This window comes from Bacillus sp. es.034 (genome assembly GCF_002563655.1).
GTDB lineage: Bacteria > Bacillota > Bacilli > Bacillales > Bacillaceae_B > Rossellomorea.
The window spans coordinates 2,987,210-3,001,354 of sequence record NZ_PDIY01000001.1 but is presented as its reverse complement, the minus strand read 5'-3'; the positions used below and the strand labels follow the sequence as shown (position 1 = coordinate 3,001,354).

Below are 14,145 nucleotides of genomic sequence, written 5' to 3'. Positions count from 1 at the left end.
GGGGATTGTATTGCGCAGACCACGTAAAAAATCATTTGCAGATCTGGTGAAAGAAAACAAACAACAACTTCTGTTGGATCAGGATGCCATTGATGCCATTGAAGAGCGCATTGATGCAAGACTTGAAATAAAGCGTCCAGTAAGCAAAGCCGAGTAAGAAATTACGAGGCTTATTTTTTTTGCCCTGATAATATTACTTCCAATTATTACGCCTATTCTTCCTAGTCATTTTGGTAATCATACTAGTAAGGGGGGATATTCATGAGTAACTCAAAGGGAAGTCCGAATCACTTCGCACCTAACCATATCGGGACACAATCGAGGTCTGCAGGAGGCAACAAAGGAAAACAAATGCAGGATAAATCAGGTAAGCATGCACAAGTGATTCAAACAAAGGGTGAATAATTCATTCGTTTGAAGAGGGACCAGCCATAGAGGTCCGTCCCTTATACTATTGATCACAGGAGGAATGCAGGATGGCATGGGATAAACCAAATCCGGATGACCGCAGTGATAATGTAGAGAAGCTTCAGGGTATGGTTCAGCATACGATTGAGAATATGGACCAGGCCGAGAAGTCGATGGCCTATACGGACAGTGAAGAGCAGCTTCAGTCCATCCAGGCAAAGAATGAATGCCGCCGTGAGAGTCTAGAGGCTTTCCGCAATGAAATAAAAGATGAAGCGAATCATACAAAGCAATAAAGGATAAAGGTTTCAATGACCCGGACAGAAAGGTTCTTATATATGCCTTTTTTATCCGGGTCATGATGTTACTTACCCCTTTGTCCTCACCTATCCGACTTTCGTTCAAGCCGATTAATTCTATGCCTGTGGCTTGTATGATAAAATGGGATAGGATACTGAATAGATGAAGAGGGTGTAAAGGATGCAAATTGCAGAAAAAACCATTGAAGTGCGTTACGCAGAGACGGATCAAATGGGGGTTGTCTATCATGCAAACTACCTTGTCTGGATGGAGCTTGGTCGTACACAATTGATTGAAGATCTGGGCTTCAGATATGCGGATATCGAAAAAGAAGGAATTCTTTCCCCGGTCATTGACCTGAATGTAAGCTATAAGTCACCTGTTCGTTACGGTGAAAAAGCCTTTATTAAAACATGGGTAGAAGAATATGATGGACTCCGGATTACATATGCTTACGAAATTTATAACGGACAGAACCAACTGGCCATTACCGGGCAGTCGAAACATGTGTGCGTCAAGCAAGAGAATTTTCGTCCGATATCCATTCGGAAGATGTTCCCAGATTGGCACGACGCCTATGAAAAAGCAAAAAAATAATCATTACATAAGGGTTTTCTGCGAGAACTTTTTTTAAAAGGGAAAGGAAGAGGGCCTTGGCATTCGGATTAACCAAACAAGAGCTAAACGGATGGAAACAACAGGTGAGGAATGGGCAGATTGCCTTCCTTACCCATTACTGGCTGGATGACCGATTTCCCGAAGTGCGCTCTGTAACGAAAGTGGGCTGCTGTGACATTGATGCATTAGCCCGTTGGGGACAGAAGTATGGCTTGAAAAAGGAATGGATCCATCAAAGGAAAGACGGCTTTCCACATTTTGATTTATTAGGAGACACACAATATGAAATCCTGATGAAAGAAGGCCTCCAGGACCATATTTCCCGTTTTGTAAAAAAGTAAGGGGACGCCTCTAAAGTAGAAAGGCTGGCATATGCCAGCCTTTCTACCTTCCGTTACTTCTTGTACTCATATGATGGTTCTTGAAGCTTTTCATCAAACTCAACATATAAATCATGGCCATCAAAGAACCACAAATCTCCTTCTTCTATAAAAAATTCCCGTTTGTCGATTTCGATCCGTTCACCAGCATCCACTGGTTCGTCTTTGTTCACTCCTAATGAAAAACCATCGTGGAGAGGACTGGAACCTCCATATCGTACATAAAAACGGACTTGTTCGCCTTCCTCCACAAGCATCTCGTCTTTAAACCACGTAAGAGCTTCTTCTGAAATATGTATGTTCATTGGTGAGACTCCTTTCTCTACTTGGTATTTTTCCAGAGTGATCCTGGACAAAGAAAGTTTCATTTCCTATTATAAACATAATGAAGCCGGAACATCTACTAATACGTATGAAGGGTGAGTATGATGAAAACACAAGCATTATTATATTACATTGGTGCCTTTATCTTTGCCGGATTAAGTATATTAACCCTATTACAATTGCATGAAGCCAAATACCAGATCGAAGCAGGGACCTTTATTGTCATTGCTGCAGTCATTTATTATGGAATGGTGACTCTGTACTTTAAGGGAACCCGTAAAACGTTCTTGTTGGCTAATACTTTGTTGGCTATTTTAGCTCTAGCTGGCATATTCTTTAATTCAATGATATTCGGTGGACATTAAAAGAACGAGCTTTCCTTATGAGCATAAGGAAGCTCGTTCTTTCCGTTCATACTATAAGCCTTCCAGCTATTCCGGCACCCCGTTCACCATATGGGATACCATTTCCTCTTCCGTGTATGCAATCATGCCATTTTTTCTGGCAAAATCGAGAGGGTAGATGCGGTAGTTTTTGTAATGATTCTCTGATACAAAAGTAGGCTGGAATCCAATGGAAGGGAAGGTGATTTTGGAACCCGCCGGATTCATTGTTTTCTCAACCTGAACCGTCACCATGCCACCGATATCCTTGAAATCATCCTTTTGACCGGAAACGAAATTCCCAAGAGAATAAATGACAACCGCTTCCCGTCCATCACTCGTTTTATAGGTCTGGATCGGCTGCAGGACATGTGGATGGTGTCCGAAAATGATGTCGACCCCATTATTCGTCAGCACCTTGGCAAGTCTCTGCTGTTCCTCCGTAGGGAACCGTTGATATTCATTTCCCCAGTGAAGGCTCATGACCACTAAATCAACGTCCAGATTTTTGGCTTTCTGGATTTCCCGGATCATTTTTTGTTCATCTATTACATTAACTAAATACTCTTTTCCTTCAGGGACAGGAATCCCATTTGTACCATAGGTATAAGAAAGAAGGGCAAATTTGATTCCATTTACATTAAATGTACGTATCCGGCTTTGGTCTTCCGGGCTTTTAAATGATCCGACATACGGCATCGATATCTCCCCATAATAATCAATCGCATTCAATAGACCTTTTTCGCCCTGATCCAACGAATGATTATTGGCAGTGGTCACAGCATCCACTCCAACCTCCTGGAGTGTTTTAACCACTTCTTGGGGACTGTTGAATAGGGGGTAGCTTGAAACGCCAAGTTCCACACCACCCGGGGTTGATTCCTGATTGGCAATCAGAAAATCCGGTGCAGAAAGCATATCCTTAATGGGTGAGAACATCGGTGTAAAATCATACCCATTTTGTTTCTTTGCGTCATTATAGACGGTATCATGAATGAGGATATCCCCGATTGCAGCGATGGAAGCATTGGCTTTGATTGATTTGCCCGATGCCTGTACCTCCCTGGTCGAATGGAGGAGGGAATTTACTTCAACTCCTTTAGATGAGGTGTTCCAGTCGGCATACTGCCTGTTTAGCAGGAAACCGATCATCAGTAGGAACGGAATACAGAGAATCATCCCTGTTATCATTCGCTTTTTATTCATATTCATCATCCTTTATTATGCTCTACTTCCATTTTACAAAAAAAAGAAGGAGAAAGGGGAGAAATTTAGAGAATTCTGAAGAATATTATCATTTTTTGAATACGGTTTTTTTATTCCTCATCTTTGTCAAATGAGAGAATGCGTATACATTCGCACGCCACAATAAAAAAAGCCACCTTTGCTTAGGTATCCGAGAGTCCGGTACCCCGTGCATAGGTCGCTTTTTCGTTAGAGCCATTTAATTTTGGGTTCGGTTTTATTTTTGATCCGGACAATATTTGCCCTGTGTCTGTAAATAACAAAGATGGTCAGGATGCCAACAACAATGATGAGTGGAATATCGCCAGTGAAGACCGAGTACGTAAAGGCAAGTACCGCTGCAATCATAGAGGATAGGGACACATACTTCGTTGCATACAAGCAGATAAAAAAGACAGCCAGCAAGATTAAGAATAAGATGTAATTGTACCCTAGAAGGACACCAGCCGAGGTTGCCACTGCTTTTCCTCCCCTGAAGTTTGCAAAAACGGGATACATATGACCGATGACGGCGAATACCCCTGCAAGCAGCATATGTACGTCACTTGCTAACATCAATGGCAGCAAAGTGGCCAGGGTTCCTTTGAGGATATCCATGATCGTCACAATCATACCGGCTTTCACACCCAGGGTCCTGAACGTGTTCGTTCCCCCAAGGTTTCCGCTCCCATGTTCACGGATATCTTTGCCGTAGAACGTCTTACCGATCAATAAACCTGATGGAATGGAACCCAATAAATAAGAAAGTATGAGTATAAGGGCAAAAATCATCATCACTGCTCCTTTGAAAATAACTAATCGGTTCTTATTTTAACATGTTTTCCATCCAAAGGGGAGAAATAAGCGAAAAAATTAGTACCTGTTCTTAAAAGTAGATATAATAAATTTAAATTCCTCCTTCATCCTCACATAAAGAATGAAATATGGTAAAATGAACACACTTTACATAGTAGAAATGAAGGTGTACATAAATGCAAATACTTTTATCAGCTTTTCAATGGGTGGCCTTCATGGTGGCGGGATCTATCGCCGCACCCATCGCGATTGCTGACTTGTTCCAATTGTCTCCAGCTGATACAGCCGGATTCATTCAGCGGACCATATTCGTTTTGGGGCTCGCAAGCCTGATCCAGGCACTATTTGGTCATAAACTACCGATCAATGAAGGGCCGGCGGGACTGTGGTGGGGTGTTTTTGCCATTTATGCAGGGTTTTCAGGAACTCTTTATAGCAGTCACGAAGAAGTTCTGACCGTACTGCAGGGGGGGATGATCGTCAGTGGAGTGATTTTTTTCCTTCTCTCATCCACAGGACTTTTAAAACGCTTATCTTCTTTATTCACTCCAACCATTACGTTCATTTATTTGATGTTGTTAATTCTGCAATTAAGCGGATCATTCATTAAAGGGATGTTCGGGATCCAGCATGAAGGCCAATCCATGGAGCCGCTTGTCTTACTTGGAAGTATTCTCACGATCCTTGCAGCCTTATACTTTTCAAGTCATAAGGTTAAGTGGATCCAGCAATATTCCATTATCCTTGCCCTGCTCGCCGGATGGCTCATATTCATCATCATGGGGCTTTCTGAAAGTACGTCCGTTTCAGACAGCTGGTTTTCTTTACCTCATATGTTCGTATTCGGGGCACCTGTGTTTGATACGGGTGTCATCGTGACTTCCATATTCATCACCTTCCTGTTAACGACGAATATGATTGCTTCCATACGGGTGATGGAAGAGGTGATGAGGGCAAAGGGACAGCCTACATATGAACGGTATACGAAGAGCGGCTTCGCATCAGGCCTGAATCAGCTGTTCGGGGGAGTGTTTTCTGCTATCGGCTCAGTTCCCATTTCTGGGTCTGCAGGCTTTGTCGCAGCGACACGAATGTATTCCATCATCCCCTTCATCATAGGCAGCGGGATCATCATGGTCATCAGCCTGATACCTAAGATCATGAATCTGTTCGCCAGTCTCCCTGCACCTGTAGGGTATGCCGTGACGACGGTCATTTTCATCAAGATGGTCGGACTCGCATTATCCGAATACCGTAAAGAGGAAGACGTAGAAAGAATCCACTTCGTGGCGGGGATCTCACTCATTGTCGGAGTCGGAGCCATGTTTGTTCCGGCCACAGCCTTTAAGGACATGCCGGTCGTCGTTGCTTCCATTTTGAATAATGGATTGATACTCGGTACGATAACAGCAATCCTAGTGGAACAATATATCATCAAAAAGTCCAGTTAACCATTAGTGTGCTGGACTTTTTTATCTATCGAAAAAGGGATTAAGCTGTATGCCCATCCGACATTCATCACAAACTAAGGGGCATATACTTTTACAACATGTTTACCTTTTGTATAATGAGGGTATCCCTTCTATGTTTAGTAAAATTTCTCAGTACATAAAGCAGGTGTAAAAATGATTGAATTCCAAAATGTCACAAAAGTCTACGAGGATGGGACAGAAGCCATAAAGGGGATCGACCTCACGATTCCAAAAGGAAAGCTTGTTGCGTTAATCGGACCGAGCGGATGCGGGAAAACGACTACCATGAAGATGATCAATAAACTGATAGCTCCATCAGGGGGGACCATCCGGATTGATGGAAGAGACATTTCAGAAACGGATGAAGTGGAGCTCAGGCGGAACATCGGATATGTCATTCAGCGGATCGGACTGCTCCCTCATATGACGATTGAAGAGAACATCAGTCTCATCCCCCGTCTAAAGGGATGGAAGAAGGAAAAATATGAGGGACGTGTCGATGAGCTTCTTCATCTCGTCGGACTGGAACCCGGCGTATACAAGAAAAGGTATCCACTCGAATTGAGTGGTGGACAGCAGCAGCGGGTCGGGGTGATACGTGCCCTTGCAGCGGAACCACCGATCATCCTCATGGATGAACCATTCAGCGCCCTGGACCCGATTAGCAGGGAACAGCTCCAGGATGAATTGAAAAGCATTCAAAATACGATACATAAGACCATTGTGTTCGTTACTCATGACATTGATGAAGCGTTAAAGATCGCGGATGTGATCGCTGTCATGCGTGATGGTAAAATCGAACAGATTGCAGCACCAGCTGACCTTCTATCAGAACCTGCCAATGAATTTGTACGCGCCTTCATCGGTGAAAACCGACTCAGCGTTCATAAGCCGCATAAACAGGTATCTGACATCATGAGGGACGATGAGAACGATTTCCACATCCTGCTTGAGGAACAGGAATACTCAATGATCCCATTTGATGCATCCATCCATGAAGCAGCAAGGCTGCTCCTGTCATCGGGTAAACCATATCTTATGGTGACGAAAGACGACAGGAAGATAGGGACCGTCACATCCAGTGACATTCTTAGGAATGTGGCTTCAGAAGGAAATAAGGAGGCGGGTACTCTATGAATACATTTTCCCTCCTGTTCATCCAAACCATTTCAAACCGGTCGGATGCAATTTTAACGGGATTATTTGAACATCTTTATTTATCTTTTGTGTCGATTTTCATTGCGATTGCGATATCCCTGCCTCTGGGTATTTACATATCACGAAAGAAGCAATCGGCCGAATTTTTCATCGGGATCACAGCCGTCTTTCAAACGATACCAAGTCTTGCTCTATTCGGATTTCTTATCCCCCTCCTTGGTACAGGCAGTATCACGGCGATCATTGCCCTGACGGTATACGCACTTCTTCCGATCCTGAGGAACACATACACAGGCATAATCGGGGTGGATGAAGGCGTGATTGAGGCAGGTAGAGGCATGGGGATGACCAACTCCCAACTGTTATTCAAAGTGGAGCTGCCGCTTGCCCTGCCGTTTATCATGGCAGGGATCCGCACTGCTACTGTGCTGACAGTAGGTGTGGCCACACTTGCAACCTTTGTCGGGGCAGGAGGACTTGGAGACCTTATCTACAGGGGACTTTCCACATGGAATAATGCACTGGTCCTTGCCGGGGCCATCCCAGCGGCACTACTTGCATTAGGATTTGATTTCATATTAAAGATCCTGGAAAAATTGACAACACCTAAAGGATTGAAAGCACGAAAATAAAACAATATCCAAAGGAGAGTAAGAATGAAAAAGAAATTACAAGGTTTTATCATACTCACTGTATTATCCATCCTTATCGCAGGATGCGGAAATGGCGGGGATAAAGATACCATCACCGTTTCAGGAAAGATGTGGACGGAGCAATTCATCCTTACACAAATGATGGCTGAACTTCTCAAAGAAAGGACAGATCTTGATATAAAAGTCGAGGAAGGGTTAGGGGAAGTATCGATCCTCACACCAGCACTTGAAAAAGGCGACATTGATGTCTATGTGGAATATACAGGTACCGGCCTTGAAGCGGTCTTGAAAGAACAAGCAAAAGAAGGCGCTTCAGCTGATGAAATCCTTTCACAAGTGCGTAAAGGCTATGAGAAAAAGTTCGATGTCACCTGGTTGAAGCCACTAGGCTTTGAAAATACGTATACACTTGCTTATACCGGAGATCAGGACTTTGATGCAAAGACTTTCTCAGACATCGTTCCACTATCCAAAGACTTGAGCTTCGGTGCACCCCACCAGTTCTATGAACGCGAAGGGGACGGATACGATGCCTTCAGTGAAGCATATGGATTCAAATTCAAAGAAAAGAAGAGTTTTGACCCGAACATTATGTATGAAGCCGTCAAAAACGGGGATGTAGACATCATTCCTGCTTTTACAACCGATGGAAGGATCCAGCGTTATAAGTTAAAAACGACAGAGGATGACAAAGGATTCTTTCCACCATACGATGCTGCACCGGTCATTCGTCAAGAAGTATTGAAAGAGCATCCTGAAGTAGAGAAAGTATTGAATGAATTATCAGGCAAAATCTCGGAAGAAGAAATGAGCGAATTGAATGCTAAAGTCGATATGGATAAACAAGATCCCAAAGATGTCGCACGTGAATTCCTTATATCTAAAGGGTTAATCAAAAAGTAAGTATATTAGGAGTGTCAACGTGGAAGGAGGTACAGCGGAATACCAAAACGCTTCCTGACTTCCCTCTTGACACTTCCTTTCATTTAGATAATTTTATGAAATTTTGAAAAATTAAAGGGAAATATGGTATAAAAGAAGAATAGGACTTAAGAAACAGTTCAAGATTTTATCGTTAAGGATCAATGAAGGAGTGGTAGACAACCATGGAAAACCCATCAAGACAAGAAATCGGAAACATTCTGAAACAATCCAAACGCATCGCAGTGATTGGTTTAAGTGATAATCCTGAACGGACATCCTATATGGTGTCTCAAGCCATGCAGGACCAGGGATATGAGATCATTCCCGTAAACCCTACCATCGAGTCGGCATTGGGTGTAAAGGCTGTATCCTCCCTGCAGGAGATAGAGGGACCCGTTGATATTGTCAATGTATTTCGCCGCTCAGAATTTTTACCTCAAATTGCGGAAGAATTCGATCAAATCGATTCAAACGTATTTTGGGCGCAACTTGGTGTCATGAATGAAGAGGCTTATCGCTTTTTAAAGGAACGTGGGTATACAGTCATTATGGATCGCTGTATTAAGGTTGAACATGCTTTAACCAAATAATCCTCACTCGTAACAAGCGGCTCTGACCGCTTGTTTTTTTCGTCCAGACCTCACGTTGACAAAGGGAATATTCCCGGGGACAACATGGCAGATTTTAAGGGGTTCACGGAAATTCCATTTGCGAAAATCAAATAAAACGCTACAATAAGCAATAGTGGTTTACCTTAAGATTGATCAAAACAGGTAAACGAACAGACGTTCTTGTGTTATAGTTAATAGAGACATAACCGATAATAGCTTACAAGAACCACACTATTACGGCTAGAGAAGTTTTGAAAGGGGAATGTTCGTGGCCAACCAGAATAAGACCATGGATTACAATGATGATGCCATACAAGTATTAGAAGGCTTAGAAGCCGTCCGTAAGAGACCTGGTATGTATATAGGCTCTACCGATTCAAGAGGCTTGCATCATTTAGTATACGAAATTGTCGATAACTCAGTCGATGAAGCATTAGCAGGCTTCGGGAATGAGATTATTGTTACGATACATAAAGATAATAGCATTTCAGTCCAGGATAAAGGACGGGGTATGCCGACGGGAATGCATAAGCTCGGGAAGCCGACACCTGAAGTCATCCTGACCGTTCTTCATGCAGGAGGGAAATTTGGCCAGGGAGGCTATAAAACAAGTGGTGGACTCCATGGTGTAGGGGCCTCTGTTGTAAACGCACTATCCGAGTGGCTTGTCGTCACGATCGAACGGGATGGCATGAAATATGAACAGCGTTTCACAAATGGGGGTAAGCCCGAAACCACCCTCGAAAAGATCGGTAAGACTAAAAAGTCAGGTACATGCATCCATTTCAAACCTGATCCCGAAATTTTCAGTAATACCACTTATAATTATGAAACACTATGCGAACGCCTGCGGGAATCTGCCTTCCTGTTAAAAGGGTTGAAAATCGAGATCATTGATCAACGTCATGATCAGAAAGAAGTCTTTCATTTCGAAAGTGGTATCCAGGCATTTGTTCAATACCTGAATGAAGAAAAAGACGTCCTTCATAACGTAGCCTTCTTTGAAGGGGAAAATCATACTATTGAAGTGGAATTTTCCTTTCAATTCAATGATGGATTTTCAGAAAACATATTATCCTTTGTAAACAATGTCCGGACAAAAGACGGAGGAACCCATGAAGCCGGAGCGAAGACGGCCATGACCCGTGTTTTTAATGAGTACGCCCGAAAAGCGGGGATTCTAAAGGACAGGGATAAGAATCTTGAAGGAACCGATATTCGTGAAGGACTGGCGAGTATCGTTTCTGTACGTATACCAGAACATCTTCTTCAATTCGAAGGGCAGACAAAAGGGAAACTCGGGACAAGCGAAGCGCGATCAGCCGTTGATGCGGTCGTGTCAGAACATCTTCTCTATTTCCTGGAAGAGAATCCTGAAACGAGTTCCCTTCTTATCAAGAAATCCATTAAAGCGGCCCAGGCCCGTGAAGCGGCACGTAAAGCAAGAGAAGATGCACGTAATGGAAAGAAGCGTAAGCGTTCTGAAACCGTCCTATCCGGGAAGTTAACACCGGCTCAATCAAGAAATCCTCAGCGTAACGAGCTCTATCTGGTGGAGGGAGATTCAGCAGGGGGTTCCGCGAAGCAAGGACGGGACCGCAAATTCCAGGCAATTCTTCCACTTCGGGGAAAAGTCATCAATACGGAAAAAGCCAAACTTCAGGACATCTTCAAAAACGAAGAGATCAACACGATCATCCATGCCATTGGCGGTGGAGTCGGACCTGAATTCAATGTTGACGACATCAATTATGACAAAATTGTCATCATGACAGATGCAGACACGGATGGAGCTCATATACAGGTTCTCTTACTGACCTTCTTTTACCGCTATATGAAACCATTGTTAGAGGCGGGAAAAGTGTATATTGCACTTCCACCCCTGTACAAAGTAAGCAAGGGAACCGGGAAGAAGCAGAAGCTTGAATATGCATGGACAGATGATGAGCTTCAAGGGGCCATCTCCAAAGTGGGGAAAGGATATATGATCCAGCGTTATAAAGGTCTTGGAGAAATGAACGCCGATCAACTATGGGAAACGACGATGGATCCCGAAACACGGGCATTGATCCGGGTACGCATTGATGATGCTGCACGAGCTGAACGCCGTGTGACCACTTTAATGGGTGATAAAGTAGAACCACGCCGTAAATGGATTGAAAGCAATGTAGCCTTTGGACTCGAAGAAGACGGAAGCATTCTCGAAAACGAAAACATTACGGTCCGAGAGGAGGGGTAATCAATGACAACTGTAGAAAGATATCAAGACTTACCTCTGGAAGAGGTGCTTGGCGACCGATTTGGACGTTATAGTAAATACATCATCCAGGAGCGGGCATTACCGGATGCACGTGATGGATTGAAACCGGTACAAAGGCGTATTCTTTACGCCATGTATGTGGACGGGAACACGCAGGAAAAAGGATTCCGGAAATCAGCGAAAACCGTCGGTAATGTTATTGGTAACTATCATCCCCATGGTGACACCTCTGTGTATGATGCCATGGTACGTATGAGTCAAACGTGGAAGGTCCGCAACTACCTGGTTGAAATGCACGGTAACAACGGTAGCGTCGACGGAGATCCGCCCGCTGCGATGCGTTACACCGAAGCCCGTCTTTCTGCGATATCCATGGAACTTCTTCGTGATATCGATAAAAAAACCGTAGAGTTTGTTCCGAACTTCGATGACACATCAAGTGAACCGACTGTATTGCCGTCACGGTTCCCAAACTTACTCGTCAACGGTTCCACCGGTATTTCGGCAGGTTATGCTACGGATATCCCTCCTCATCACCTCGGTGAAGTGATCGATGCAGCCATCATGCGGATGGACAAGCCGGAGTGTACAGTCGATGATCTTATGACGGTAATAAAAGGACCGGACTTCCCGACAGGGGGCATCATCCAAGGGGTTGATGGTATCCGGAAAGCATACGAAACCGGAAAAGGGAAGGTTGTCGTAAGAGGGAAAGCAGACATTGAAAACATCCGTGGAAGCAAACAACAGATCGTCATTACGGAAATTCCTTATGAAATCAATAAAGCAAATCTCGTCAAAAAAATGGATGAATTTCGCGTGGACCGGAAAGTGGAAGGGATTGCAGAAGTCCGGGATGAAACGGATCGCGACGGGATGCGCATCGTCATTGAACTGAAGAAAGATGCGGATGCATCAGGCGTCTTAAACTATCTCTATAAAAACAGTGATCTTCAAATCACCTATAACTTCAATATGGTTGCCATACATAAGAGACGTCCTAAATTGATGGGACTTCGTGAACTGCTGGATGCATACATACAGCACCAAAAAGAAGTGGTGACCAACCGGACCAGACACGATTTAAATAAAGCAAAGGATCGTCAGCATATCGTTGAAGGTCTTATGAAAGCACTGTCTATTTTAGATCAGGTGATTGCAACCATCCGGGCTTCAAAGGATAAACGAGATGCAAAGGATAACTTAATTCAGAAGTTCCAGTTTACGGAAGCGCAGTCTGAAGCGATTGTCAGCTTGCAGCTTTATCGTTTGACGAATACGGATATTACTGCCCTACAGGCAGAAGCGGAAGAATTAGCGAAAACGATTGAAGAACTAACGGCTATACTGGAAAGTGAAAGCAAACTTTACAGTGTGATCAAAAAAGAACTGAAAGCAATCAAAAAGCAATTTGCTGACGCGAGACGTACTCAAATCGAGGAAAAGATCGAAGAAATCAAAATTAACCTCGAAGTCCTGATTGCCAGTGAAGATGTCATGGTCACCGTGACCCGGGATGGGTATATGAAACGAACCAGCCTTCGTTCATATTCTGCATCAAATGGTCAGGATCTTGCCATGAAAGAAACAGACAGGCTCCTGGGACAATTTGAAATGAATACAACAGATGTCCTACTTGTATTTACAAACAGAGGGAACTATATTTATTGTCCTGTCCATGAACTTCCGGATATCAGGTGGAAGGATCTTGGCCAGCATGTAGGGAATATTGTCCCGATCGAACGGGAGGAACAGGTTCTCAAAGCGATTCCGATTAAAGAATTTGACCCGTCGCACTACTTACTGTTTGTCACAAAGAACGGTATGATCAAGAGGTCCGAGCTGCCTCAATACAAAGCACAACGCTATTCCCGTCCACTTGTAGGAATCAACCTTAAAGGTGACGATGAGCTCGTGGATGTCCATATTACAGATGGATCGAATGATGTTTTCATTGCCACGCACTTAAGCTACGGGCTTTGGTTCGCAGAAGAAGATGTGAACATCGTCGGGCCAAGGGCAGCGGGTGTCAAAGGGGTCAACCTCAAGGATGACGACTTTGTCGTATCCGGTAAGATCATAAGAGATCCAGCGAAGGACTTCATTTTCCTGGCTACGCAACGTGGGGCCGTGAAGAAAATGAAACTGGCTGAATTCGAAAAAACGTCAAGGGCTAAACGTGGAGTCATCATGCTCCGGGAGTTGAAATCCAATCCTCATCGAGTGGTGAGCATAGAAGCAGTGAAAGATACAGATAAAGTAGGGCTTTTAACAACAAAAGGGAAAACAGAAGAGGTAAATGTCTCAGACCTTAGACCAAATGACCGCTATTCAAATGGATCATTTGTGATTGATGAAGGGGAGAGCGGCTCCGTCTGTGAAACCTGGGCAGAATCCAGGACCCCCGAAGTAAAAGAATAGACATTCAGAAAGCGACCAGAAATGATTCTGGTCTCTTTTTTCCATCATAAGGGTAAGTGTGAATGATAAATGTATATTCATTCATCATTGTAGTACAATACATGTATTTGATTGTACTACAATTCATATTCTTTCAAAAATATGAATCTTTCTGTTGAAGGAAAATCTTTTTTTTGATAGATTAAAACAATGT

General features: G+C 43.6%; 16 protein-coding genes. 13 read left to right on the top strand and 3 right to left on the bottom strand.

Annotation, left to right across the window (positions count from 1 at the left end; translation table 11 throughout):
- Nucleotides 1-10: 10 nt before the first annotated feature.
- The 5 genes from ATG71_RS15395 to ATG71_RS15375 all read left to right on the top strand — a co-directional run bounded on the left by ATG71_RS15395 (nucleotide 11) and on the right by ATG71_RS15375 (nucleotide 1,667).
- Complete coding sequence (locus ATG71_RS15395; RefSeq protein WP_079532604.1) at nucleotides 11-157, top strand: FbpB family small basic protein; 147 nt, start codon at nucleotides 11-13, stop codon at nucleotides 155-157.
- 104 nt (nucleotides 158-261) lie between these two features.
- Nucleotides 262-405: an acid-soluble spore protein N gene (locus tag ATG71_RS15390; protein WP_034759295.1), complete on the top strand. Its 144-nt coding sequence runs from the start codon at nucleotides 262-264 to the stop codon at nucleotides 403-405.
- A gap of 71 nt (nucleotides 406-476) precedes the next feature.
- A complete protein-coding gene (gene tlp / locus ATG71_RS15385; RefSeq protein WP_098440336.1) occupies nucleotides 477-704 on the top strand; it encodes a small acid-soluble spore protein Tlp in 228 nt (75 codons plus the stop codon).
- A 184-nt stretch (nucleotides 705-888) separates the two neighbouring features.
- Nucleotides 889-1,305, top strand: coding sequence for an acyl-CoA thioesterase (locus ATG71_RS15380; protein ID WP_034759291.1), 417 nt, complete (start codon nucleotides 889-891; stop codon nucleotides 1,303-1,305).
- A gap of 56 nt (nucleotides 1,306-1,361) precedes the next feature.
- Nucleotides 1,362-1,667 (top strand): hypothetical protein, encoded by a 306-nt coding sequence (locus ATG71_RS15375; protein ID WP_098440335.1) that lies wholly within the window; start codon nucleotides 1,362-1,364, stop codon nucleotides 1,665-1,667.
- Nucleotides 1,668-1,720: 53 nt separating this feature from the next.
- On the opposite strand, the gene ATG71_RS15370 is transcribed toward ATG71_RS15375, so the two are convergent.
- On the bottom strand, nucleotides 1,721-2,011 hold the full coding sequence (locus ATG71_RS15370; RefSeq protein ID WP_061809243.1) for a HesB/YadR/YfhF family protein: 291 nt from the start codon (nucleotides 2,009-2,011) through the stop codon (nucleotides 1,721-1,723).
- Nucleotides 2,012-2,131: 120 nt separating this feature from the next.
- Here ATG71_RS15370 and ATG71_RS15365 point away from each other — a divergent pair, with 120 nt between their 5' ends.
- Nucleotides 2,132-2,395 (top strand): hypothetical protein, encoded by a 264-nt coding sequence (locus ATG71_RS15365; protein ID WP_179886557.1) that lies wholly within the window; start codon nucleotides 2,132-2,134, stop codon nucleotides 2,393-2,395.
- Between the two features lie 66 nt (nucleotides 2,396-2,461).
- On the opposite strand, the gene ATG71_RS15360 is transcribed toward ATG71_RS15365, so the two are convergent.
- Entirely contained in the window at nucleotides 2,462-3,619 is a 1,158-nt protein-coding gene (locus tag ATG71_RS15360; RefSeq protein ID WP_098440333.1) for a CapA family protein, read from the bottom strand.
- 228 nt (nucleotides 3,620-3,847) lie between these two features.
- Nucleotides 3,848-4,429, bottom strand: coding sequence for a glycerol-3-phosphate 1-O-acyltransferase PlsY (plsY, locus tag ATG71_RS15355; protein ID WP_098440332.1), 582 nt, complete (start codon nucleotides 4,427-4,429; stop codon nucleotides 3,848-3,850).
- 200 nt (nucleotides 4,430-4,629) lie between these two features.
- Here plsY and ATG71_RS15350 point away from each other — a divergent pair, with 200 nt between their 5' ends.
- From ATG71_RS15350 to parC, 7 genes are all read left to right on the top strand, one after another.
- Nucleotides 4,630-5,904, top strand: coding sequence for a purine/pyrimidine permease (locus ATG71_RS15350; protein ID WP_098440331.1), 1,275 nt, complete (start codon nucleotides 4,630-4,632; stop codon nucleotides 5,902-5,904).
- Between the two features lie 174 nt (nucleotides 5,905-6,078).
- Nucleotides 6,079-7,062 (top strand): ABC transporter ATP-binding protein, encoded by a 984-nt coding sequence (locus ATG71_RS15345; protein WP_098440330.1) that lies wholly within the window; start codon nucleotides 6,079-6,081, stop codon nucleotides 7,060-7,062.
- On the top strand, nucleotides 7,059-7,715 hold the full coding sequence (locus ATG71_RS23805; RefSeq protein WP_224519951.1) for an ABC transporter permease: 657 nt from the start codon (nucleotides 7,059-7,061) through the stop codon (nucleotides 7,713-7,715). Before ATG71_RS15345 ends, ATG71_RS23805 begins: the two co-directional genes overlap by 4 nt.
- Nucleotides 7,716-7,739: 24 nt before the next feature.
- Nucleotides 7,740-8,639, top strand: coding sequence for an ABC transporter substrate-binding protein (locus ATG71_RS23800; protein ID WP_286163029.1), 900 nt, complete (start codon nucleotides 7,740-7,742; stop codon nucleotides 8,637-8,639).
- 203 nt (nucleotides 8,640-8,842) lie between these two features.
- Nucleotides 8,843-9,250 (top strand): CoA-binding protein, encoded by a 408-nt coding sequence (locus ATG71_RS15335; RefSeq protein WP_098440329.1) that lies wholly within the window; start codon nucleotides 8,843-8,845, stop codon nucleotides 9,248-9,250.
- 289 nt (nucleotides 9,251-9,539) lie between these two features.
- Nucleotides 9,540-11,510, top strand: a complete 1,971-nt coding sequence (gene parE, locus ATG71_RS15330) for a DNA topoisomerase IV subunit B (RefSeq protein ID WP_286163028.1) — start codon at nucleotides 9,540-9,542, stop codon at nucleotides 11,508-11,510.
- Nucleotides 11,511-11,513: 3 nt separating this feature from the next.
- Complete coding sequence (gene parC / locus ATG71_RS15325) at nucleotides 11,514-13,952, top strand: DNA topoisomerase IV subunit A (protein WP_098440327.1); 2,439 nt, start codon at nucleotides 11,514-11,516, stop codon at nucleotides 13,950-13,952.
- Nucleotides 13,953-14,145: the final 193 nt, after the last annotated feature.